This is a genomic window from Ruegeria sp. (genome assembly GCF_028066395.1).
Classification (GTDB): Bacteria; Pseudomonadota; Alphaproteobacteria; order Rhodobacterales; family Rhodobacteraceae; genus Ruegeria.
Genome location: NZ_JALCBM010000070.1, coordinates 1 through 22215 on the forward strand (window position 1 = coordinate 1; position 22215 = coordinate 22215).

A 22215-nucleotide genomic window follows, 5' to 3' on the forward strand; every position below is an offset into this window, starting at 1 on the left:
TGGGCATGGATGATCTGTGTCAGGCCGTCCTTCAGGCGGCCCGGTCTGAGCTTCCACCGAGCAGCTACGATCTGGTCGAGGACACCGCGCATCCGTTGCGCGAGGTGGTTTCGGAAACCCGCCGCTGGTTGGGGTTTCGGGCGGCGCGTTTTGTCCTGACGGTGCCGCGGGTGCTGACCAAAGCGGTCGCTTCCGGCGCTGATCTGTTGGGCCGCGCCGGGTGGCGATCCCCGCTGCGCAGCACGGCGATGACAGTGATGGAAGAGGGCGTGACTGGCGACCCGGCCCCCTACCGCGCGGCCTCGGGGCGACCCATCGCGTCGTTGCGGCAGATTTACGACGGGCTGACCTGCGGCCCTTCCCATCGCCTGTCGGCGCGGATGAGCCTGCTGATGCCCGTGACCATTGCCATCCTCAGCCTGTTCTGGGTGATGTCCGGCCTGTTGGGTCTGATCAGCCTGACCCAAGCCGCCGAGGTTCTGACCCGTGTGGGCTGGTCCATGGGTTGGGCCAAAACCAGCGTCCTGTTCTGGTCATTCGTCGATATCGCCCTTGGCCTCGGCCTGTTGTGGCGACCATGGGCGGCGCGGGTCTGTCTGGCGCAGGCCGGGGTGGCGCTGTTCTACCTGATCGCCGCAACGTTCACTGTCCCGATGCTGTGGGCTGATCCGTTGGGGCCACTGGTCAAGATCCTGCCCGCGCTGCTTCTGCCGCTATTCGCCCGCACATTGCTGGAGACACGCTAAATGGAATGGGACCTGATCCTGCGCTGGTTACATGTGATCGGGGCTTGTGTCTTGCTGGGCACCGGCGCGGGCATCGCCTTCTTCATGCTGATGGCCCATCGCACCGGCAACGCGCGCCTCATCGCCCACACCGCCGGGATCGTGGTGCTGGCCGACCTGCTGTTCACCACCACCGCCGTCATTGCGCAACCGATCACCGGGGCGCTGCTGGCCTGGCAACTGGGGTGGAGCCTGAGCGAAGGCTGGATCGCGCTGTCCCTGATGCTCTACGTCCTGACGGGTCTGTTCTGGCTGCCGGTGGTCTGGATACAGGCCCGTTTGCGCCGCCTTGCGCAACAGGCGGCAGAGGGCGATCAGGCACTGCCCGCGCAGTATCACCGCCTGTTCCGCATCTGGTTCGCCTGCGGCTTTCCCGCCTTTGCCGCCGTGCTTGCGATCATCTGGCTGATGCTCGCCCGCCCCGACATCGCGCTGTTTGGCCCCTAGCGGCAACACAACAATTCATTCCGGGTTTCCAGACTATTACCCGCCACGCTCCCCCGATACATTCAGACTGATACCCCATGGAGGTTCGGTTGGAATCCTTGCTTGTCCTTGTTGGCCTGATCGTTCTGGCCATCCCGGTTTCGATCATCGTCCTGATGGTCGGGCAATCACGCCTGCGCAAGCGGGTCATGCAACTGGAACGTCAGATCAAGGTGCTTTCGGCAGATGCTGAGGGGCCTTTGCCCGACCAACCGCCCAAGCCCGCGCCAATTCCCAAGGCTGTCGAAGACCGCCCCAAACCCGCGCCATGGTCTGCGCCAAAACCCGAGGACACGCCCCAACCCCAACCGGAACCCCTGCAGACCCCCCCGGAACCTACCGGAGCCATCGTCTTTCGCGAAGACCGGCTCTCTGCCTTGGGTGCATGGCTGCGGGAAAACTGGTTTTATGCGGTTTCGGCTGTGTCACTGGCACTGGCAGGGGTGTTTCTGGTTCAATACGGTGCGGAAAACGGCCTGTTGCCGCCCTCCGCGCGCGTTCTGGCCGCGCTTGGCTTTGGCATCGTGCTGATCGCAGCAGGTGAGGTCGTGCGGCGCCGTTTTGGTGATCATGAGGCTTCGGCCACGGCCTATCTGCCCTCGGTCTTTTCCGGTGCCGGTCTGGTGACCCTGTTCGGCGGCGTTCTGGCCGCACGGCAGCTTTATGACCTGATCGGCCCCGAGGCGGCCTTGGCCGGGATGATTACCATCGCACTGGTCGGTTTGGTGCTGGGCTGGTTCCATGGTCCGCTGCTGGCGGCGGTTGGCCTGATCGGCGCTTTCGCCGCGCCGTTTCTGGTCGGGGGATCGTCTCAGGATCCCTCGTGGCTGTATGGCTATTTCTTTGTCATCGCGGTGCTGGGGCTGGGCATCGACACCGTGCGGCGGTGGGCATGGATATCCGTGCTGACCCTGATCGGAGCCTACGTGGTCGCGCTGCTGCTGGTGCTGTCCTCTCCGCTGACCGAGCCCGCCTATCTGACCTTTGCCACGGCGCTGGCGCTGATTGCCATTGCTATCCCGGCCCGGCGGCTGTGGCCCGATCACGAGGGCCCGATGGTGCTGGAACTGGTCCGGCGTAGAAAGGGCAGCCCGTGGCCCGAGTTTCCGACCCGGCTGGCCTTTGGATCGGTGCTGACCAGTTCGGTGATCCTGTCCCTGCACTGGGCTGATTCCTCGGGCGAGTTCTGGTTGACCATCGCGCTGTTCACCGTCCTTCCGCTGGCCCTGATCCTGTGGGCCATGGACGCGCGGGCCTTGCAGGATGTGGCGATTTTCCCAGCGGTGGGCCTTCTCTGGTCAGTCTTTTCGCACGGCGTCGCCAGGGGCACCGTCTGGCGCACCTTCACCGACACCTATGCCGAAACGGCCGAGGCCGACTATCCCATGGTGGTGACCGTGCTGGTCGCGTTGGGCGCGCTGGTGACCCTGCTTGCCGCGTGGCGCTCGAACCGGGGCGGGGGGTATGCGGCTGTCTGGGCCGGGGCTGCGGCTGTGTTTGCCCCTGCAATGGCGATTGCGTTGGAAATTGGATGGCAACCGGCGCAGGTGATCGGGGCCTATCCCTGGGCGTTGCACGCAATTGCACTGGGCGCGTTGATGGTGGTGCTGGCCGAACGGTTCGCGCGCGTGGACGGCGACAATCGCATGCGCCCGGCTTTGGCGACGTTGTCGGCCCTGTCCTGTCTGGCCTTTGCCTGCGTGATCGTTCTCAGCTCTGCCGCGCTGACCATCGCGCTTGTGGTGACCGTCGTCATCGCCGCCGCGCTGGACCGCAAATTCACCTTGCCACCGATGAGCTGGTTCATCTGGGCCGGAGTTCTCACCGTCACAGTGCGTCTTGTCCTGAACCCGGGGCTCGATTGGGCCAACACCGCGCCGGTGGGCGAGATGACTTTGGTCTATGGCGCAGCCGTCGCGGGTTTCCTGACCGCATGGATATTGCTGCGCCCGCTGACCCGCCCGCTGGCCTTGCTGTTGCTGGAAAGTGCCGCGTGGGCAACGGGCGGTATCCTGCTGTCTCTGCTTCTTTTGCGCTGGCTTGAAGGGTTTGGCGATGGCGGTGCCTATAGCAGCCACTGGGGGCTGGGGCTGCTGGCAGTTATCTGGCTGCTGCTGGCCTATGCTCAGGTTCAGCGGTTCGCACTGGGCGGCAAACTGAATTATATTCGCTATCTGTTGGCGGCATTTTTCGCCGCGCACGGCCTGTTCCGGCTGGCCGAGTCGCTGGCCGAGCAAAACCCGCTGGCGAACCAATTCTCCGACCCCGTATTGGGGCCGCCGATCGTGAACACGCTGGCCGTGGCCTATCTGCTGCCTGCCCTTGCCATCGGGTTCTCGGCCTGGCGCATCCGGGCGGTGCCGCTGTGGCTGGACCGTGCCAGCTATGGGCTGGCGGGCGCGTTGGCCGCGGTCTGGCTGGGCCTGACGATCCGCCATTTCTGGCAGGGCGCGGCGGGCATGTATTGGGAAAACGGCGTCACCCAGCCCGAGCTTTACACCTATACGATGACCTTGTTGCTGATCGGGGCGGTGCTGTTCTACCAGTCGCTGGCGCGCGGCTCGGACCTGATGCGCAAGGCGGGGCTGGCGGTGATTGGGCTGGCCGTGGCCAAGGTGTTCCTGATCGATATTGCCGGTCTTGGCGGGCTGATCCGGGTCTTTTCGCTGCTGGCTTTGGGGCTGGGGTTGGCGGGTCTTGCATGGCTCAACCGCTGGGCCAAGCTGCGCCATTCGCCGCAGGACCCGGAACCTCTGGACCATTGAGGGCGGGCGTCCTATAAGCGCGGCCATGCTTGACCGGCTGGCCATCATTATTCGAATTATATCCCCGGCGCTCTGATACCACGAGACGCCGGGCAAAGGTGTTTGAGACCTCGCACCGACCGCTTCGATCCACACACGACCAGATCATCCTGAGGACGCCCCAAATGTGCGCCGAAACACCTGACTACAAAGACACGCTGAACCTGCCCAAAACCGACTTCCCCATGCGCGCGGGCCTGCCCAAACGCGAGCCCGCATGGCTGGAGCGCTGGGAGAAGATCGGCGTATATGACCGCCTGCGCGAGAAACAGGGTCGTGCGCCCTTTACCCTGCATGACGGCCCCCCCTACGCAAACGGTCACCTGCATATCGGTCACGCGCTGAACAAGACCATCAAAGACATGATCGTGCGGTCGCATCAGATGATGGGCTTCGACTCGCGCTACGTGCCCGGCTGGGACTGCCACGGCCTGCCCATCGAGTGGAAGATCGAAGAGCAATACCGCAAGAAGGGCAAGAACAAGGACGAGGTGAACGTCGTCGATTTCCGTCAGGAATGCCGCAAGTTCGCCGAGGGCTGGATCGACATCCAGCGTGAAGAGTTCAAGCGTCTGGGCATCACCGGCAACTGGGTCGATCCTTATATCACCATGGACTATCACGCCGAGGCTGTGATCGCCGATGAGTTCATGAAGTTCCTGATGAACGGCACGCTCTATCAGGGGTCCAAGCCTGTGATGTGGTCGCCCATCGAGAAAACCGCTCTGGCCGAGGCCGAGGTGGAGTATCACGACAAGGAAAGCTTCACGATTTGGGTGAAGTTTAAGGTCGTACCGAAGCCCGATGTCGCGGTGCCAGTGCAATCTGGTGAAAGCAATTTCAACTCGGAAGCTTGGTCCAAGGCACAGGACCTAGAAGGTGCCTACGTGGTGATCTGGACGACGACTCCGTGGACCATGCCGTCGAACAAGGCAGTCGTGTACGGTAAGGACATCTCGTATGGCCTCTACGAAGTTACCGGTGTGCCGGACGAATGCTGGGCCAACGTGGGTGACAAGTTCCTTCTTGCCGACAATCTGGCCGCTGACGTGCTGGGTCGCGCCCGTCTGAACGATGATCAGTGGACCCGCCTTCGCGATGTGACCACCGATGAGTTGGAGAATGTCCAACTGACCCACCCGCTCGCCGGTGCCGAGGGTGGCGAAGGCGAATGGGACGACATCCGCGACTTCCGCGCCGCCGAGTTTGTGACCGATACCGAAGGCACTGGCTTTGTCCACTGTGCCCCGTCGCACGGGATGGAGGAATTCGAGCTCTATCGTGATCTGGGCATGCTGGAGCAAGTCATAACCTATAACGTGATGGACGATGGCTCATTCCGCGCCGATCTGCCGTTCTTTGGCGGCAAGTACATCCTGTCCCGCAAGGGTGGTGAGGGTGACGCCAATAAGGCGGTCATCGACAAGCTGGCCGAGGTCGGCGGGCTGCTGGCGCGTGGCAAGATCAAGCACAGCTATCCGCATTCGTGGCGCTCGAAAGCTCCGATCATCTACCGCAATACGCCGCAATGGTTTGCCTCGGTTGACCGCAAGCTGGACGATGGCATGGGAGAGATGGGCGACACCATCCGCGAACGTGCCCTGCGCTCAATCGACGAGCTGGTGAAGTGGACGCCGCAGACCGGTCGCAATCGTCTGTTTTCGATGATCGAAGCGCGCCCGGACTGGGTTCTGTCCCGCCAGCGCGCCTGGGGCGTGCCACTGACCTGCTTTACCAAGAAGGGCGCTCTGCCCACCGACGCGGATTACCTGCTGCGCAACCCGGAACTCAACACCCGCATCAAGGCGGCGTTCGAGAAGGATGGCGCGGATGTCTGGTACACCGATGGGTTCAAAGAGAAGATCCTCAACGGCATAGCCAACCCCGATGACTATGATCAGGTGTTTGACGTGCTGGACGTGTGGTTCGACTCGGGCTCGACCCACGCTTTTGTGCTGCGCGACCGTGAGGACGGGACCGAGGACGGCATTGCCGACGTCTACATGGAAGGCACCGATCAGCACCGCGGGTGGTTCCATTCCTCGATGCTGCAGGCTTGCGGTACCAAAGGCCGCGCGCCCTATCGCAACGTGGTGACGCACGGCTTTACGCTGGATGCCAAGGGCAACAAGATGTCCAAATCGCTGGGCAACACCATCGTGCCGGAAGAAGTCGTCAAACAATACGGCGCCGATATCCTGCGCCTGTGGGTGGCTCAGACCGACTATACCGCCGACCAGCGGATCGGGCCGGAGATTCTGAAAGGCACCGCCGACAGCTATCGCCGCCTGCGCAACACGATGCGGTTCATGCTGGGCTCGCTGGCCGATTTCACAGAGGCCGACCGCATCGACCCCGCCGAGATGCCGCGTCTGGAACGCTGGGTGCTGAGCCGTCTGGCCGAGCTGGATGAACAGGTGCGTAAAGGCTATGCCGAGTTCGATTTTCAGGGCGTGTTCAGCGCGGTGTTCACCTTTGCCACGGTTGATCTGTCCTCCTTCTATTTCGACGTGCGCAAGGACGTTCTGTATTGCGATGGCGACAGCACACGCCGCCGCGCCGCGCGCACTGTGCTGGATATCCTGTTCCACCGTCTGACCACATGGCTGGCCCCGGTTCTGGTTTTCACCATGGAAGAGGTCTGGCTGGAGCGGTTCCCGGGCGATGACAGCTCGGTCCATCTGGTGGACTTCCCGGACACACCCGCCTACTGGCGACATGAGCAGCTGGAAGCCAGCATGGCCAAGGTCCGCCGCGTCCGCCGCGCCGTGACCGCCGCGCTGGAAATCCAGCGGCAAGACAAGGTGATCGGGTCGAGCCTTGAGGCCGCGCCGATTGTGCATGTGGAAGATGGTGAAACGCGCGACCTGCTGGCGACCTTCGATGTGGATGACATGTGCATCACCTCGGGTCTGACGGTATCAGGCGACCCGGCCCCCGCCGAGGCGTTCCGCGTGCCCGAGATCGAGGGCGTCGGTGTAGTGTTCGAAAAGGCCGAAGGTGCGAAATGTCAGCGCTGCTGGAAGATCCTGCCGGATGTGGGCCGTCATTCGAACGCGGGCGTTTGCGGACGTTGTGACGCGGCGCTGGGCTGATATCTGATCGGATCGCGGGGCGCGGGGCTTTTTGCGAGGCTCTGCCTCGCGCTCCGAGGTATTTGTGAACAGAAGAAGGGTCGGTTGGTCATGAAACGGGTTGCCTGTTGGGCGGCCCGTCTGTCAGCATGCGTGGCATGGGCAGAATTGCGACAGAGACCCGTTTCGGACGGTTGGGAATTGTGGAAGACGGCGAGGCTATCACCGCCCTTGTCTGGGGCGATGTGGAATGTGATCCGGATACACCCCTGCAACGTGAGGCGGCGGCGCAGTTGCGGGCCTATGATGAGGGGCGATTGCAGCAGTTTGATCTGCCCTATCGGATCAACGGGTCCGAGTTTCAGCGTCGGGTGTGCGATGCGATGTTTGCCATCCCGTTTGGTGAGACCCGAACCTATGGCGAATTGGCGAAAGAGCTGGGCTATTCCGCGCAGGCCATCGGGGGCGGGTGCGGCGGCAATCCGATCCCGATCATCATCCCCTGTCACCGGGTTCTGGGTGCCAATGGCCGGATGGTCGGGTTCTCCGGTGCGGGTGGCGTGGAAACCAAGGTTGCCCTGTTGCGGCATGAGGGGGCGGCGGGTCTGTTGATCTGAAAACGGGTTTTCTGTTGCATTCCGGGCATGTGGCCTCCAACTTATATTATAAGGTGAATTTGAAGGACTGGATGCAATGATCGGCCAGACTGATGCTGCTGCGCGCAAGAAAATCATCGTGGATCGCCTGATGTCTCTGGAAGAGCAGGAACTGGCGACCGCGCAGGCGCATTACGATGCGTTTTTGCGGGATTCCCAGCTGGACGGGCGGGAAGGGCATGACAAGGACGACATTGCAGCCTCGCGCGAGAATGCGGATCTGGCGGCGGCGTTTGACGCCCCGGTGCAGGCGCATCATGCCAAGATCGATGTGATCGAGAACACTGATTTCAGTGTCACCGATACGGTGCAGCCCGGCGCGGTCATCAGGTTCAACAATCGGCGGTTCATTGTCTGCGTGTCAACGACGCGGTTCGACGTGGATGGCCAGACCTATATGGGGATCTCGACCCAGAGCCCGATCTATCTGGCCATGGTTGGCCTGCAAGAGGGCGATGTGTTCACCCATAACGGGACCGAGTTCGAGGTGCAGGAGGTCCTGTGACTGTCACGCCTTGCGCGCGGGGATGATCTGCTGCGCGATCCCGGCCGAGACGAGATACAGGCTGGTCACAACCAGCCCCCAATGGGCCCAGCTTTCGGGGTGAAAATCGACCCAGGCGGCCCAGCCCGCAAAGAAGGTCCAGGCCAGGGCCATGGGCAGGGACAGGGTGCGCCAGCGCTGGGTGCGTACCGGGTGGATGAATTTCAGCGGCACGAACATGGCCGCAGCCAGCAGTGTGACCAGCGTCAGGATGACCCAGAAATTGGGCTCTAGCGCGAAGATCACCACCACGAACATGTTCCAGCAGCCGGGAAAGCCCGAGAATGAATTGTCCTTGGTCTTCATGCGCGTGTCGGCGAAATACATCGCGCTGGCGAAGGTGATGACGATGATGGCGAACCAGCCGGTCCAACCGTCCATCAGCCCGGATTTGAACAGCGCAAAGGCCGGGATGAACACGTAAGTCAGGTAGTCGATGATCAGATCCAGCAGCACGCCGTCAAATTCGGGCGCGTTTTTCTTGACGTGATAGTGCCGCGCCAGAGGGCCGTCGATGCCGTCCACGATGAACGAGACCACCAGCCAGAGATACATGAGGCTCCATTTTTCCTCGACGGCGGCCAGCATGGCCAGCATCGCAAACACCGCGCCGGTGGCGGTGAAGAGATGAACGGAGAGCGCTTTGAATCTGAGTGTCATGCGGGTGTCATGTACGATGCGTGGGCCAGATGCAAAGCAAAAAGCCATTCCGGCGTCTGTTTGTCTTTTGGCCGATTGTCACGCCTTTGGATGCGCGCGGTTGTAGACCTCCATCAGCCGCGCTGTATCCACGGCGGTGTAGGTCTGGGTGGTGGACAGCGAGGCGTGACCCAGCAGTTCCTGTATCGCGCGCAAGTCGCCGCCTGCGGACAGCAGGTGGGTGGCAAAGCTGTGGCGCATGGCGTGGGGTGTGGCGGTTGCGGGCAGACCAAGTTGCATGCGCGCCTTGGCCATCACGCCCTGAATGGCGCGCGGGTTCAGTGCGCCGCCGCGGACGCCGCGAAACAAGGGGGCGCCCGGGCTTTGCGGATGCGGGCAGAGGCGCAGATAGCGGTCTACTGCCGAGCGCGCGGCGGGGAGGACCGGGACGATGCGTTCCTTGTCGCCCTTGCCGAGAATGCGCAGCGCCTCGGGCAGGGGGGCGTCGGTGCCTTTCAGGGACAGCGCCTCGGATATGCGCAACCCGCAGCCGTATAGCAGGGTGACGACGGCGACATCCCGGGCGGCGACCCAGTCCGAGGTGGATTGCAGTTCGACCGTGTCGATCATGGCGCGGGCGGCGTCTTGCGCCAGCGGGCGGGGCAGTTTCTTGGTGAATTTTGGGGCGCGAGTGGACAGCACGGCTGTGGGCTCGAACCCCTCACGCTCGGCCAGCCAGCGGTAGAAGGTTTTCACCGCCGAAAGCTTGCGCGCCAGTGACCGCGCGCCCACGTCCGAATTACGCTGGTCCGCCATCCAGGCGCGCATGTCGGCGACGGTGATCCGCTCCAACGCGGCCAAACCCTGACGGGCGCTGTGATGCAGGGTCATGAACGAGAGGAACTCGGTCACGTCGCCACGATAGGCGTTTTTGGTGTTCTCGGACCGGCCCGCCAGCGCCCCCAGACTGTCCAGCCAATGCTGCAAGGCATCGCGGCAGGCAGGGGAGATCAGGCTCACGACAGCCAGTGGCGCATCGAGCGTTCGAAGACGCCAGCGAAGAAGGCCAGAAGATCGGTGCCCAGCTGCGGTGTGAAATGACGCGGGTCCTTGGCGCCCATGACGATCATTCCGGGCAGGCGGCCCGGGCCGAAATCCAGTTTCAGGCAAGCCTCGGACCGCAGAGGGGTGGTGTGTTCGCCATAGATCCGGGGATCGGGATGGAGGATTTCGCGCAGGGTAATCTCACGCAGGGGCGCGGTGCGGTCGCGGGTTAGGTAGCGGTCGATGAAGCCGGGTTCGACAATCCGAAGCACGCCGCCCAGACGGGCGACAGCGGGATCGTTCTGACCGGCAGTGGTTTCCAGAACCAGAGTGATGTGATCGACCCGCAGGATCTCGGCCACGTCCTGACCGAGGGTGCGCAGGAAATCCTCGAACTCCATCGGTTCCAGCAGGCGCAGGATGGCGCGGTGGACCTGATTTGTCCCGGCGAGGTTTTCGTAGGCGGCGGCGATGACCGAACGGTGAGTGTCCTCAAGCCGGTCCAGCCGATCTTCGAGCCGCTGCATGGCGATGCCGCGCAGGTCGATGATGTTGCTGCCCCGCGCGTGTTCATTTGCGGCCACCAGCGCCTGCATCAGGTCCTTGTCATCCAGCACGGCGTCCGGTTCAGCCAGAATCGCGGCGCGGAGATTGTCCTTGAGTTTCGGATTGCTGCTCATGTCCCGTCCGGTATTTTTGTTTTGGCGGGCTTATAGCATGGCTTGGTCAAAATGCCTTGGGAAAAATGCGGGTTTTGGTGGTTTTCCCTGGGGATTGTGGCAAGGAGGGCTCCCGCCTGCAAAACCCTGATCAGAGATCAGGTTTTTCCAGTTGGGCCGGGCGCGGTGCCTGACGGCACCGCGCGGTTGTGCAAAGGATCAGAGGATTTTCTGACCTGTTTTGGCCCAGTCGGCCAGGAAGGTTTCAAGGCCCTTGTCGGTCAGCGGGTGATCGGCCAGTTTCTTGATCACGGCGGGCGGGGCGGTGATCACGTCGGCACCGATGCGGGCGCTGTCGGTGACGTGGTTCACAGTGCGGATCGAGGCGGCGAGGATTTCGGTTTCGAACCCGTAATTGTCATAGACCTGACGGATATCGGCGATCAGGTCCATGCCGTCGAGGTTGATGTCGTCCAGACGCCCGATGAAGGGCGAGATGAAGGTTGCGCCCGCTTTGGCGGCCAGAATAGCCTGATTGGTCGAGAAGCAGAGGGTCACGTTGACCATCTGGCCTTCGTCGGTCAGCGTTTTGCAGGTTTTCAGACCGGCCCATGTCAGCGGCACTTTCACAGCGATATTGGGGGCGATCTTGGCCAGCTTGCGGCCTTCGGCGATCATGTCGTCGGCCTCGGTCGCGACCACCTCGGCCGAGACGGGGCCGTCGACCAGATCGCAGATCTCTTTGGTGACTTCCAGAATGTCGCGGCCCGATTTCAGGATCAGCGAGGGGTTGGTGGTGACGCCGTCCACCATGCCCAGATCGTTCAGTTCGGCGATGGCGTCGATCTCGGCTGTGTCTACGAAGAATTTCATGCGGGCAGTCCTTTGATGGGTTGGCCTTGGTCGCGGATGGCTTTACCCCAAAGAGAGGCATGCTGAAACCCCCTGCAAAGGATATGCGTTGAACGCCCAAGAGTATTTCGACCAAGGTGAGCTGGTAGCGGTGTTGACCGCACAACCGCTAGACCGGACGCTGGACTACAAAGCGCCCGAAGGTGGGTGTTTTCTGGGGGCGTTTGTCGAGGTACCGCTGGGCCCGCGCAAGGTGTTGGGCGTGGTCTGGGGGCCGGGGCAGGGCGGGTTCGATCTGGCCAAGGCGCGATCTGTGATCCGGGTGCTTGAGGTCGCGCCGATGCGGGAAGAGATGCGGGTGTTTCTGGGCAAGGTGGCCGATTACACGCTGACGCCGATGCCCGCGATGCTACGTCTGGCGACCCGCGCGCCGGGGCTGGGCGATCCGCCATCAATGCGCAAGATTTACCGCCTTGGGGATGGCGTGCCGGATCGGATGACCGATGCCCGCACCCGCGTGCTGGAGGTGCTGCGCGACTTTGGCGGGCTAGCTTTTACGTTGAAGGAACTGGCCGAGCAGGCGGGGGTGACATCCTCGGTCGTCAAGGGGCTGGTCAAGCAGGGTGCGGTGCGCGAGGAAGACAGCCCGCGCGATCTGCCTTACCCGCATCTGGACCCGGATTTGCCGGGGAAGGAGTTGACCGAGGATCAGACGGCGGCGGTTGACAGATTACAGCAGGGGATCAGGACCGGGGATTACGGTACGACCTTGCTGAAGGGTGTGACGGGCTCGGGTAAGACCGAAGTGTATCTGGAAGCGGTGGCCGAAACCCTGCGGATGGGGCGGCAGGCCTTGGTGCTGTTGCCTGAGATCGCGCTGACCGCCGAATTCCTGACCCGGGTCGAGGCGCGGTTTGGCGCGCGGCCCGCCGAGTGGCATTCGGGCGCGACCATGACGGAACGCCGCCGGGTCTGGCGCATGGTTGGACAGGGTGATGCGCAACTGGTGGTGGGCGCGCGGTCGGCCTTGTTTCTGCCGTTCCGCGACCTCGGGCTTGTGGTGGTCGATGAGGAACATGACACCTCGTACAAACAGGAAGACGGTGTGCATTACAGTGCCCGCGACATGGCGGTGCTGCGGTCGGCCATTTGTGGCGCGCGGGTAGTGCTGGCCAGCGCGACCCCGTCGCTGGAAAGCTGGGCCAATGCCGAGGCGGGCAAGTATGAGCGGCTGGACCTGACTGCGCGGTTCGGCGCGGCCGTGCTACCCGAGATGAAGCCCATCGACATGCGGGCCGAGCAGATGCAGCCGGGGACGTGGATTTCCCCGTCCCTGCGGCAGGCGGTGCGACAGCGGATTGAGAAGGGCGAGCAATCGCTGCTGTTCATCAACCGTCGCGGCTATGCGCCGGTAACCCTGTGCCGGGCCTGCGGCGAACAGATCGCCTGTGACCATTGTGATGCGCGGATGGTGGAGCACCGGTTCCTCAAGCGTCTGATGTGCCACCAGTGTGGCGAGACCAAACCGATGCCCGAAACCTGCCCCTCTTGCGGGGTTGAAGGCAAGCTGGCCCCGGTCGGGCCGGGGATCGAACGGCTGGCGGAGGAGGCCGAGGCGACCTTTCCCGAAGCAAAGATCGCGATGCTCAGTTCCGACCTGTTCGGCTCGGCCCGGGCATTGAAGGCGAAGATCGAAGAGATCGCCGAAGGCGACGCGGATATTGTCATCGGCACGCAACTGGTGGCCAAGGGGCACAACTTTCCGAAACTGACACTGGTGGGGGTAATTGACGCCGATCTCAGCCTGCATGGCGCGGACCTGCGCGCGGCAGAGCGGACGTTTCAACTGATGCGGCAGGTCGCGGGGCGTGCAGGGCGGGCCGACAAGCCGGGTCAGGCGCTGTTGCAGACCTTTCAGCCCGAACATCCAGTGATCCGGGCGATCCTGTCAGGGGATGAGGAAGGGTTCTGGAAGGCCGAAGCCGCGGGCCGTCAGGCCGCAGGCGTGCCCCCCTATGGCCGCATGGCCGGGATCGTGCTGTCAGGCCCCGAGGTCGGGCCGGTTTTCGACATCGGCAACGCGATGGCCCGCAACGATGCCCCCCTGCGCCAGATCGATGCGCAGGTCTTCGGCCCGGCCCCGGCGCCGATTGCCCGCATCCGGGGGCGGCATCGGGTGCGCCTGCTGGTTAAGGCCCCCAAAGGCGCGCCCATTCAGGATGCCATCGCCCGCTGGATCGCGCCCTTGCGCCTGAAAGGCGACATTCGCCTGACCGTGGATATCGACCCGCAGAGTTTTTACTGACCCTGCGCAGGCGCAGAGCCTCTGTGCCGCCATGCCCCCTCGCCAAGGGGGGAAAATGGGCGTAGAGGAGTCGCATGCTGAAACCCATGCCGCTTGCCGAGGCGCAGAGCCTGCCGTTCTGGTGTCGCCCCATGACGCTTCTGTTCGTGATGGCGCTGACCATGCCCATCGCGTTCAACGCGTGGAGCGCGCTGTTGAACAATTTCGTCATCGAGGCCGCGAATTTCGACGGGGCGGATATCGGCCTGCTGCACACGGTGCGCGAGATACCGGGCTTTCTGGCCGTTGGCGTGATCGCGGTGATCATCTTCATCCGCGAGCAGGTACTGGCGATGATTTCGCTGATGATGCTGGGCGTGGCCACGGCGGTGACGGCGTGGTTCCCCAGCCTTGGCGGATTGCTGTTCGTGACCTTGTTCAGCTCGATCGGGTTTCACTATTACGAGACGGTCAACCAGTCGCTGCAATTGCAATGGCTGCCCAAGGATCGCGCACCGCAGGTGCTGGGATGGCTGGTGGCCATGGGCTCGGCGGCGACGGCGGTGGTTTACGGGCTGATCGTGCTGACCTGGGATCGGTTTGATCTGTCTTACAACACGGTGTTCATGGCCGCAGGCGGGGTGACCGCGCTGCTGGCGCTGTTCTGTCTGCTCGCCTATCCGCAGTTTGAGGCACCCACACCTCAGACCAAGAGGTTGATCCTGCGCCGCCGCTACTGGCTGTATTATGCGCTGCAATTCATGGCAGGCGCGCGGCGGCAGATTTTCATCGTCTTTGCCGGTTTCATGATGGTCGAGAAATTCGGCTTTGAAGTGCATGAACTAACCAGTCTCTACCTGATCAACCTGATGATCAACATGATGGCCGCCCCGCTGCTGGGCAAGGCCGTGGCACGGTTTGGCGAGCGCCGAACGCTGATCTTTGAATATACCGGCCTCGCTATCGTCTTCGCGGCTTATGGCGGGATTTACTGGTTCGGCTGGGGCGTGCTGCTGGCGGCGATCCTTTATGTGATCGACCATGTGCTGTTTGCACTGGCGCTGGCGCTGAAGACCTATTTCCAGAAAATCGCGGACCCGGCGGATATCGCACCGACCGCAGCGGTGGCCTTTACCATCAACCATATCGCGGCTGTGTTCCTGCCTGCTCTTTTGGGCCTGCTCTGGGTCATCTCGCCCGGCGCGGTCTTTGGTCTGGCGGCGCTGATGGCGATGATCTCGCTGGCCCTGTCGCTGCTGATCCCGCGCCATCCTGAGCCAGGCAATGAGACCATTCTGTCAAAATACGCCCCTGCACCCGCCGAATAAGCACCTACGCTTGACCTTGGCGGCCCTTGCCCCTAGGCGCTGTTTCAATCGAAACAGGAGGCCCCCATGCCCACATTCACCGCGCTGACCACCCTGACCGGCAAACCCGCCGCCGAAGGCCTGGGCGAAGCGATGGAGCGTCTGGACCCCGAACCCACAGGCGTGGGCGTGTTCGAGGTCGAGGATGGCTCGGGCCTGTGGGAGGTTGGCGGATACTTCACCGAAACCCCCGATGAGACCGCGCTGGCGGTGCTGGCGGCGGCCTTCGGGGCGAAGCCCTTTGTGGTCTCGGAACTGCCAGAAACCGACTGGGTCGCCCATGTCCGCCGCGAACTGGCCCCGGTCGAGGCCGGGCGGTTCTTTGTCTATGGCAGTCACGACGCCGACAAACTGCCCGAGGGACGCATCCCGCTGCTGATCGAGGCCGCGATGGCCTTTGGCACCGGGCACCACGGCACGACGCTGGGTTGCCTCAAGGCGCTGGACTGGCTGCTGGAACAGGGGTTCTCGGCCGGGAAAGTGGTGGATATCGGCTGTGGCACCGCCGTTCTGGCAATGGCTGCTGCCCGGGTCTGGGACGGCGATATCATCGCCAGCGACATCGATCAGGTGGCCGTCGACGTGGCCGAGGCCAACCTGAAGGCAAATGGCATGGCAGGTGCCGTGCATTGCGTCGAGGCCGCTGGTTTCGATCATCCCGACCTGCAGTCCCATGCGCCTTATGACTTAATTTTTGCCAATATCCTGAAGGGCCCTCTGGTTGCTTTGGCACCCGAAATATCGGCCAATCTGCGTCCCGGAGGGCAGGCGATTCTATCTGGAATCCTCAATGAACAGGCCGATGACGTGCTGTCCGTTTATTCCCAAAACGCGTTCAATCTGGCAAAACGGGACGAAATTGGTGAGTGGACGACGCTAATTTTAACCAAACAGGGCGGGAATTAGGCCATTTACAGGAGTTTTCTGGATTCTCGCCACGTTTTTGTCGCATTCTGTTTCTAGCTTTACTGGATGCAATCGGGGGGCGGTTTTCGGAGGCTGCCATGACTGGAAAACAACTGGAATTCGGACAGCGCGTCACGCGTCTGACCAAGAAACACGAGAAACTGAACCGCGGCTACCGCGCGACCATGCGGTCAGACGGGCTGGTGGTGATGAAACCACAGCGGGTGCGCTCGGGCGTTCCGGCGCGGGTGCTGATGCTGACCCTGCTCGGTTTTTTCGCATTCAAGGCGTTTTTGCTGTTCCATCTCGGGGCGGCGACCTATCAGGATCGCGTCGAAAGCCTGAATGCGGGCACGCCTGTTGAACAGGCGGGGGCCTGGATCATGCAGGTCGACCCGGTGTCGCAGTTTCTGTCGGTTCAGCTCAGCAATATCTGGTACTGAACCCACGTCGCCTGATCGCTGTTGGGACAAAAAAACACCGCGTGCCATGTGGCGCGCGGTGTCTTTTTTGCCCCTCAGGGAGGAGGAAAGGGGCGTGTGAGTGGTGGTCTGGTGACCTTAGTGGCGGCCTTCGGCGACAACGTCGATGTCGCCACGGCACAGGCCGATATCTTCCAGTTCGCGATTGCTCAGACGGCTCAGCGCATCGCGGGTGACGCGGGCGTCGTTCCATTCAGCGATTGCGTTGAACGCCGCTGCGAATGTTGCGCCGATACGGCCAACGAGGCCGAACGAGCCAGTGGAGGCGATGCGGGTGGTATCCAGTGCAGCCATATCCTGTTTCCTTCTGGTTTGCGTTAAACTCTGATCTTGTGATCGAAGCGGCATCTAATTTCGCCAATTGCCCCGTACAAGAATAAAAAATGCATGTGTCCTATGCGTTTTTTGCAATGCTCGAATTTGCTGAAACCCCCTTAATTTATTGGTTAAAATCCCTTCACAATCCGGTCGATTTCGAACCATTTGCTGTCGCAAACCGGCCGGTTTGTCGGCGTGGGGATACTTGTGTCGTTTTCAGACTTCGCGCCAATTCGCTTGGAAAATGTTCACGCTTCGTGCTAATCCGAAAGAAAGTTCACAAAAACCCGAGCAGGCCGAGGCAAAACATGCGGATTTTGGGCATTGACCCGGGTCTACGGACCCTGGGATGGGGCGTCATCGAATCGCATGGCAGCCGTCTGAGCCATGTTGCCAACGGTTTATGCAAGTCCGACGGGGATGATCTGGGTGAGCGTCTGCTGTCCCTGCACAACCAGATCGTCGAAGTCATAGCTGAACATCAGCCCGATCAGGCAGCCATCGAACAGACCTTTGTCAACAAGGACGGGGCCGGGACATTGAAACTGGGTCAGGCGCGGGGGGTGGCGTTGCTGACCCTGGCGCAGGCCGGGCTGCCGGTGGGGGAATACGCGCCCAACCGGGTCAAGAAAACGGTTGTGGGTGTGGGCCATGCCGAGAAAGAGCAGGTCCTGCATATGGTGAAACTGCAATTGCCGGGCTGTCAGCCCAAAGGGGCAGATGCGGCGGATGCGCTGGCCATTGCCATCTGTCATTCCTATTACGGTGCTGCGCCTCAGGCGCGGATGAAAGAGGTGCGGGCATGATCGGCAAACTGACGGGACGGCTGGATTATCGCGCGGCGGATCATGTGCTGATCGACGTGCGCGGCGTGGGGTATATCGTCTATTGCTCGGACCGGACCATGGCGGCGCTGCCGGGGGTGGGTGAGGCGGTCTCGATCTACACCGACATGGTGGTGCGCGAGGATCTGATGCAGCTTTACGGCTTCCTGTCGCTGGTCGAGAAGGAGTGGCACCGCCTGCTGTGTTCGGTGCAGGGCGTCGGGGCCAAGGTGTCGCTGGCGATCCTTAGTGCGCTGGGACCGGACGGGGTCAGCCGGGCGATTGCGCTGGGGGATTGGGCCTCGGTCAAGGCGGCCAAGGGTGTGGGGCCGAAAACGGCGCAGCGGATCGTGCTGGATTTGAAGGACAAGGCGCCGGGTGTGATGGCCATGGGCGGCACGGTGACCGAGGCGATGGATGGGCCCGATCTGGACGTGGTTGAACTGGCGGAGCCTGCGCCGGTGCCTAAACGGGCGGTGAAACCGGCCTCGGGGTCGGCGGCGGACTCGGCAGGGGCATTGTCGGCGCTGTCCAATCTGGGCTATGGGCCGTCCGAGGCCGCGCAGGCCGTGGCTGAAGCCGCGGCCAGCCTGCCGGATGCCGGTGAGGCTGAATTGATCCGCGCTGCCCTGAAACTGCTGGCCCCGAAAGGGTGAATGAATGGTAGACGCCGACCCCACCCTGCGCCCCGAGCCGATGCCCGAGGATAATGACCGCGCCCTGCGACCGCAGGGCTTGGACGAATTCATCGGTCAGGCCGAGGCGCGCGCCAATCTTCGCATTTTCATCCAGTCGGCCCGGCAACGGGGTGAGGCGATGGATCACACGCTGTTCCATGGCCCTCCGGGGTTGGGCAAGACGACACTGGCGCAGATCATGGCGCGAGAGTTGGGGGTGAATTTCCGCATGACCTCGGGGCCGGTGCTGGCCAAGGCGGGGGATCTTGCGGCGATCCTGACCAATCTGGAATCGCGCGACGTGCTGTTTATCGACGAAATTCACCGGCTGAATCCGGCGGTCGAAGAGGTGCTCTATCCCGCAATGGAGGATTTCGAGCTGGATCTGGTGATCGGCGAAGGCCCTGCCGCGCGGACAGTGCGGATTGAACTGCAGCCCTTTACGTTGGTCGGAGCCACAACGCGAATGGGCCTGCTGACCACACCGCTGCGCGACCGGTTCGGCATTCCGACCCGGTTGCAGTTCTATACGGTCGATGAGTTGCACGAGATCGTCACCCGCAACGCCCGCAAGCTCGGCGCGCCCGCCGATACCGATGGCGCGCGCGAGATTGCGCGGCGGTCGCGCGGCACGCCCCGGATCGCGGGACGGCTGCTGCGTCGGGTGGTGGATTTTGCCATTGTCGAAGGCGACGGGCGGATCACGCGTGAACTGGCGGATGGCGCGTTGACCCGGCTGGGCGTTGATAATCTGGGTCTGGATGGGGCGGACCGGCGGTATCTGAAGCTGGTGGCCGAGAACTATGGTGGCGGGCCGGTGGGGATCGAAACGCTCTCAGCCGCCTTGTCGGAAAGCCGGGATTCACTAGAAGAGGTGATCGAGCCTTATCTGTTGCAGCAGGGTCTGATCCAGCGCACGCCGCGCGGGCGGATGCTGGCGCAGAAGGCGTGGACGCATTTGGGGATGGCTGCACCCAAGGGACAGAACGATCTGTTTGGTTGAAGCGGCGTGTCAGAGATTTTATGCCTCCGGCGGGAGTATTTTTGAAAAGATGAAGGGCTGGGCGTGACACCGGAAGAAATCGAGGCGCTGTTTACGCGGGAAAGCGGAGAGTTTCTGTTCGCGCGCTGGGGACGGCCCATTGTGCCCATTGTTTTTGGGGTCGAGGATGAGACGCTGGCCATCGTCAAGGGCGCGTTCGAGGCGGTTGTGACACTGGCCGGGCACAAGATGGCCGAGACTGACCCGGAATTGGGTGCCAACTGCATGGTCTTCTTTTTCCGCGACTGGCAGGAATTGCTCGAAGTGCCCGATCTCGATCGACTGATCCCGGACCTTTCGCCTTTGGTGGATCGGCTGGTTGCGGCCAAGGCCAACCAGTACCGCATTTTCCGGTTCGAGGAAGACGGTGCCATCCGCGCCGGATTCGTGTTTCTGAAGATGGATGCGGAACTGTCGAAAATCCCAGCCGAGACACTGGCGCTGAGCCAGGTAGTACAGACCGTGCTGCTGTGGTCAGACACCGCGTTCCGCAGCCAATCGCCGCTGGCGGTGGCCGGGGGCGCGACGATCCTGCGCCCCGATATTGCCGCGCTGATCCGCGCGGCCTACGATCCGGTTTTGCCGGGCGCGGCTGAGGACCCCTCGCACGCGCTGCGGCTGTTTGCCAGATTGGAGCCGCCGCAGTGACTCACCGGTATTCCGTGCGCGTCTATTATGAGGACACCGATATGGGCGGGGTGGTTTACCACGCCAATTACCTCAAATTCATCGAACGGGCGCGGTCGGATTGGGTGCGCAAGCTGGGCAATGATCAGAACGCCATGCGCGATGCCGGGATCGTCTGGGTCGTGCGCCGGATCGAGGCTGATTATCTGTCGGCGGCCAGGTTCGACGACGAATTGACGATTGAGACCGACGTTGTTGCGGTCTCTGGCGCGCGTCTGACCATGTCGCAACTGGTCAAGCGTGGCGAGACCGAGGTGTTTCGCGCCGAGGTCACCGCCGTTTGCATGAACGATCAGGGTAAGCCGGTGCGCCTTCCGGCAGAGATTCGCGCATTGCTGTAACAAATTGCACGGCCGGGGTGGTTCTGTTGGCTTTTCAGCCCCAACTGCGTTAGCGTTTGGCAAAACAAGGCCAAATGGCCGTCAGGCACTAACAAAGAGCAGGTTCATGGAAGCTGAAACGCTGGCGCTGGCGCAGGAGATCGATTTCTCCATGTGGGGGCTGTTTGCCCGCGCGACATTTATCGTCAAGATCGTGATGCTGATCCTTGTGGTCGCGTCGTTCTGGTCCTGGGCGATTATCATCCAAAAGCTGATCAACTACCGCGCGGCCCGGCGTGAAGCGCAGGTGTTTGATGAGAGCTTCTGGTCCGGTAACCCTCTGGACGAGTTGTTCGAACAGATCGGCACCCAGCCCGACGGCAGTTCCGAGAAGATTTTTGCGTCTGGCATGATCGAATGGCGCCGCTCACACCGCACCGATGGCGGGCTGATTGCCGGGGCGACGGCGCGGATTGACCGGTCGATGGATGTGGCCATCGCGAAAGAGGCCGAAGGATTGCAAAAGGGTCTGCCGATTTTGGCCACTGTGGGTTCGACCGCGCCGTTTATCGGCCTGTTCGGCACCGTTTGGGGCATCATGAATGCGTTTATCGAGATTGCCGAACAGCAGAACACCAATCTGGCCGTTGTCGCACCCGGTATTGCCGAGGCGCTGTTGGCCACAGGTCTGGGTCTGCTGGCCGCGATCCCGGCGGTGATTTTCTACAACAAGCTTAGCGCGGATAGTGACCGCATTGTCGGCGGGTATGAGGCCTTTGCCGATGAATTCGCCACCATCCTGTCGCGCCAGTTGGACAGCTGACGATGGGCGCGGCGGTTCAGCAATCTTCGGGTGACAACGGGCGCAGACGCGGGCGTCGGCGCGGACGGGCGCAGCCGATGGCTGAGATCAACGTGACGCCCTTTGTCGATGTCATGCTGGTGTTGCTGATCATCTTCATGGTGGCCGCTCCTCTGCTGACGGTTGGTGTGCCGGTCGATCTGCCCAAGACCGCGGCCAGCGCCTTGCCGGGTGACAATGAGGAACCGTTAACCGTAACGCTGACCGCCGATGGGCGGGTTCAGATTCAGACCACGGATGTGTTGCGCGAAGAGTTGATTGGCAAACTGCGCGCTATCGCGGCAGAGCGGAGCAGTGACCGCGTGTTCCTGCGGGCTGATGGGGCGATCCCGTACGCTCAGGTCATGCAAGTGATGGGCGCGCTGAACGCGGGTGGATTTTCCAATGTGGGTCTGGTGACCGATACCGGCGGGCCGACGCTGGACGATGGTGAAGGGTGAGGTTGCGCGGTGGATACCGGCACCAAGATTTCGGCGGTTGCGCATGTCGGCCTGATCGGCTGGGCGCTGTTTGGGGGGACGTTCCGGTCCGAACCCTTGCCGATGGCTGTGCAGGATGTCTCGGTGATTTCGGCTGAGGAATTCGCGGCATTGACCGCGCAGCGCAACGCGCCGCAGGTGCCGACGCCGCCCGAAGAGCAGCAACAACCGCCTGCGCCGGAAGAGGAAGCCAACGCCCCGCAGCCCGTGGAAGAGGTGCAACCGACCCCGGAACCCACGCCGCCAACGGAACCCGAGCCCGAGGTCGAGCCCGTCGCGGTCGAAGTGCCGCCCGAGCCCGAATTGGTAGAAGAACCCCCGACGCTGGACCAGCCCGAGCCTGATGATGTGGCGCTGCCCTTACCCCCAGGCCCCGAAGCGCAGCCGCGCGATGTGGAGCGGGTTGCGCCCGAGCCGGTCGCGC

22 protein-coding genes and 1 pseudogene are annotated in these 22215 nt (G+C 62.5%); 18 read left to right on the forward strand and 5 right to left on the reverse strand.

Annotation, left to right across the window (positions count from 1 at the left end; genetic code table 11):
• From MPJ51_RS17930 to MPJ51_RS17955, 6 genes are all read left to right on the forward strand, one after another.
• On the forward strand, positions 1–746 hold a 746-nt coding region (locus MPJ51_RS17930), incomplete at its 5' end, for a DoxX-like family protein (protein WP_298389480.1).
• On the forward strand, positions 747–1232 hold the full coding sequence (locus tag MPJ51_RS17935; protein ID WP_298389482.1) for a DUF2269 domain-containing protein: 486 nt from the start codon (positions 747–749) through the stop codon (positions 1230–1232).
• 89 nt (positions 1233–1321) lie between these two features.
• Complete coding sequence (locus tag MPJ51_RS17940) at positions 1322–4036, forward strand: DUF2339 domain-containing protein (RefSeq protein WP_298389484.1); 2715 nt, start codon at positions 1322–1324, stop codon at positions 4034–4036.
• Positions 4037–4200: 164 nt separating this feature from the next.
• A complete protein-coding gene (gene ileS, locus MPJ51_RS17945; RefSeq protein ID WP_298389486.1) occupies positions 4201–7170 on the forward strand; it encodes an isoleucine--tRNA ligase in 2970 nt (989 codons plus the stop codon).
• 137 nt (positions 7171–7307) lie between these two features.
• Positions 7308–7766 (forward strand): methylated-DNA--[protein]-cysteine S-methyltransferase, encoded by a 459-nt coding sequence (locus MPJ51_RS17950; RefSeq protein ID WP_298389488.1) that lies wholly within the window; start codon positions 7308–7310, stop codon positions 7764–7766.
• A gap of 76 nt (positions 7767–7842) precedes the next feature.
• The gene (locus tag MPJ51_RS17955; protein WP_298389490.1) at positions 7843–8310 is read left to right on the forward strand and encodes a hypothetical protein; all 468 of its coding nucleotides are present in this window, start codon (positions 7843–7845) and stop codon (positions 8308–8310) included.
• Between the two features lie 3 nt (positions 8311–8313).
• Here MPJ51_RS17955 and MPJ51_RS17960 read toward each other — a convergent pair whose 3' ends face one another.
• The 4 genes from MPJ51_RS17960 to fsa all read right to left on the reverse strand — a co-directional run bounded on the left by MPJ51_RS17960 (position 8314) and on the right by fsa (position 11564).
• Positions 8314–9009, reverse strand: a complete 696-nt coding sequence (locus MPJ51_RS17960; protein ID WP_298389492.1) for a CDP-alcohol phosphatidyltransferase family protein — start codon at positions 9007–9009, stop codon at positions 8314–8316.
• Between the two features lie 78 nt (positions 9010–9087).
• The gene (locus tag MPJ51_RS17965; RefSeq protein WP_298389494.1) at positions 9088–10008 is read right to left on the reverse strand and encodes a tyrosine recombinase XerC; all 921 of its coding nucleotides are present in this window, start codon (positions 10006–10008) and stop codon (positions 9088–9090) included.
• Complete coding sequence (locus tag MPJ51_RS17970) at positions 10005–10712, reverse strand: DUF484 family protein (protein WP_298389496.1); 708 nt, start codon at positions 10710–10712, stop codon at positions 10005–10007. The genes MPJ51_RS17965 and MPJ51_RS17970 overlap by 4 nt, the downstream gene beginning before the upstream one ends.
• 198 nt (positions 10713–10910) lie before the next feature.
• Positions 10911–11564 carry a fructose-6-phosphate aldolase gene (gene fsa, locus MPJ51_RS17975; protein ID WP_170613342.1) on the reverse strand — a complete coding sequence of 218 codons (654 nt, stop codon included), beginning with the start codon at positions 11562–11564 and terminating at the stop codon, positions 10911–10913.
• 88 nt (positions 11565–11652) lie between these two features.
• Here fsa and MPJ51_RS17980 point away from each other — a divergent pair, with 88 nt between their 5' ends.
• The 4 genes from MPJ51_RS17980 (at position 11653) to MPJ51_RS17995 (ending at position 16543) form a co-directional block, all read left to right on the forward strand.
• The gene (locus MPJ51_RS17980; RefSeq protein WP_298389501.1) at positions 11653–13848 is read left to right on the forward strand and encodes a primosomal protein N'; all 2196 of its coding nucleotides are present in this window, start codon (positions 11653–11655) and stop codon (positions 13846–13848) included.
• A gap of 74 nt (positions 13849–13922) precedes the next feature.
• Positions 13923–15155 carry an MFS transporter gene (locus MPJ51_RS17985; RefSeq protein ID WP_298389503.1) on the forward strand — a complete coding sequence of 411 codons (1233 nt, stop codon included), beginning with the start codon at positions 13923–13925 and terminating at the stop codon, positions 15153–15155.
• Between the two features lie 66 nt (positions 15156–15221).
• A complete protein-coding gene (locus MPJ51_RS17990) occupies positions 15222–16100 on the forward strand; it encodes a 50S ribosomal protein L11 methyltransferase (protein WP_298389505.1) in 879 nt (292 codons plus the stop codon).
• A 98-nt stretch (positions 16101–16198) separates the two neighbouring features.
• On the forward strand, positions 16199–16543 hold the full coding sequence (locus MPJ51_RS17995) for a hypothetical protein (RefSeq protein ID WP_298389507.1): 345 nt from the start codon (positions 16199–16201) through the stop codon (positions 16541–16543).
• Between the two features lie 117 nt (positions 16544–16660).
• Here the strand turns inward: MPJ51_RS17995 and MPJ51_RS18000 are convergent, their stop codons facing one another.
• A complete protein-coding gene (locus MPJ51_RS18000; RefSeq protein WP_298389509.1) occupies positions 16661–16876 on the reverse strand; it encodes a DUF1127 domain-containing protein in 216 nt (71 codons plus the stop codon).
• 332 nt (positions 16877–17208) lie between these two features.
• Between MPJ51_RS18000 and ruvC the strand changes: the two genes are divergently transcribed.
• From ruvC to MPJ51_RS18040, 8 genes and pseudogenes are all read left to right on the forward strand, one after another.
• Positions 17209–17706 carry a crossover junction endodeoxyribonuclease RuvC gene (gene ruvC, locus MPJ51_RS18005; protein ID WP_170326920.1) on the forward strand — a complete coding sequence of 166 codons (498 nt, stop codon included), beginning with the start codon at positions 17209–17211 and terminating at the stop codon, positions 17704–17706.
• The gene (gene ruvA, locus MPJ51_RS18010) at positions 17703–18380 is read left to right on the forward strand and encodes a Holliday junction branch migration protein RuvA (protein WP_298389516.1); all 678 of its coding nucleotides are present in this window, start codon (positions 17703–17705) and stop codon (positions 18378–18380) included. Before ruvC ends, ruvA begins: the two co-directional genes overlap by 4 nt.
• A 4-nt stretch (positions 18381–18384) precedes the next feature.
• Positions 18385–19404, forward strand: a complete 1020-nt coding sequence (ruvB, locus tag MPJ51_RS18015; protein WP_298389518.1) for a Holliday junction branch migration DNA helicase RuvB — start codon at positions 18385–18387, stop codon at positions 19402–19404.
• 63 nt (positions 19405–19467) lie between these two features.
• Entirely contained in the window at positions 19468–20091 is a 624-nt protein-coding gene (locus MPJ51_RS18020) for a hypothetical protein (protein WP_298389520.1), read from the forward strand.
• Positions 20088–20471 carry a tol-pal system-associated acyl-CoA thioesterase gene (gene ybgC / locus MPJ51_RS18025; RefSeq protein ID WP_298389522.1) on the forward strand — a complete coding sequence of 128 codons (384 nt, stop codon included), beginning with the start codon at positions 20088–20090 and terminating at the stop codon, positions 20469–20471. Before MPJ51_RS18020 ends, ybgC begins: the two co-directional genes overlap by 4 nt.
• Positions 20472–20577: 106 nt before the next feature.
• A complete protein-coding gene (tolQ, locus tag MPJ51_RS18030; protein WP_298389525.1) occupies positions 20578–21273 on the forward strand; it encodes a protein TolQ in 696 nt (231 codons plus the stop codon).
• A 2-nt stretch (positions 21274–21275) separates the two neighbouring features.
• Complete coding sequence (gene tolR / locus MPJ51_RS18035; protein WP_298389527.1) at positions 21276–21752, forward strand: protein TolR; 477 nt, start codon at positions 21276–21278, stop codon at positions 21750–21752.
• A 9-nt stretch (positions 21753–21761) separates the two neighbouring features.
• A pseudogene (locus tag MPJ51_RS18040) lies at positions 21762–22215 on the forward strand (energy transducer TonB); the annotation flags it as partial.

Coding starts and splice junctions, on each gene's coding strand:
- MPJ51_RS18000 (WP_298389509.1), bottom strand. CDS start 16,876: ATGGCTGCACTGGATACCACCCGCATCGCCTCCACTGGCTCGTTCGGC.
- MPJ51_RS17960 (WP_298389492.1), bottom strand. CDS start 9,009: ATGACACTCAGATTCAAAGCGCTCTCCGTTCATCTCTTCACCGCCACC.
- MPJ51_RS17995 (WP_298389507.1), top strand. CDS start 16,199: ATGACTGGAAAACAACTGGAATTCGGACAGCGCGTCACGCGTCTGACC.
- ruvC (WP_170326920.1), top strand. CDS start 17,209: ATGCGGATTTTGGGCATTGACCCGGGTCTACGGACCCTGGGATGGGGC.
- tolR (WP_298389527.1), top strand. CDS start 21,276: ATGGGCGCGGCGGTTCAGCAATCTTCGGGTGACAACGGGCGCAGACGC.
- ruvA (WP_298389516.1), top strand. CDS start 17,703: ATGATCGGCAAACTGACGGGACGGCTGGATTATCGCGCGGCGGATCAT.
- fsa (WP_170613342.1), bottom strand. CDS start 11,564: ATGAAATTCTTCGTAGACACAGCCGAGATCGACGCCATCGCCGAACTG.
- MPJ51_RS17935 (WP_298389482.1), top strand. CDS start 747: ATGGAATGGGACCTGATCCTGCGCTGGTTACATGTGATCGGGGCTTGT.
- MPJ51_RS17950 (WP_298389488.1), top strand. CDS start 7,308: ATGGGCAGAATTGCGACAGAGACCCGTTTCGGACGGTTGGGAATTGTG.
- tolQ (WP_298389525.1), top strand. CDS start 20,578: ATGGAAGCTGAAACGCTGGCGCTGGCGCAGGAGATCGATTTCTCCATG.
- MPJ51_RS17955 (WP_298389490.1), top strand. CDS start 7,843: ATGATCGGCCAGACTGATGCTGCTGCGCGCAAGAAAATCATCGTGGAT.
- MPJ51_RS17985 (WP_298389503.1), top strand. CDS start 13,923: ATGCTGAAACCCATGCCGCTTGCCGAGGCGCAGAGCCTGCCGTTCTGG.
- ruvB (WP_298389518.1), top strand. CDS start 18,385: ATGGTAGACGCCGACCCCACCCTGCGCCCCGAGCCGATGCCCGAGGAT.
- ileS (WP_298389486.1), top strand. CDS start 4,201: ATGTGCGCCGAAACACCTGACTACAAAGACACGCTGAACCTGCCCAAA.
- MPJ51_RS17990 (WP_298389505.1), top strand. CDS start 15,222: ATGCCCACATTCACCGCGCTGACCACCCTGACCGGCAAACCCGCCGCC.
- MPJ51_RS17970 (WP_298389496.1), bottom strand. CDS start 10,712: ATGAGCAGCAATCCGAAACTCAAGGACAATCTCCGCGCCGCGATTCTG.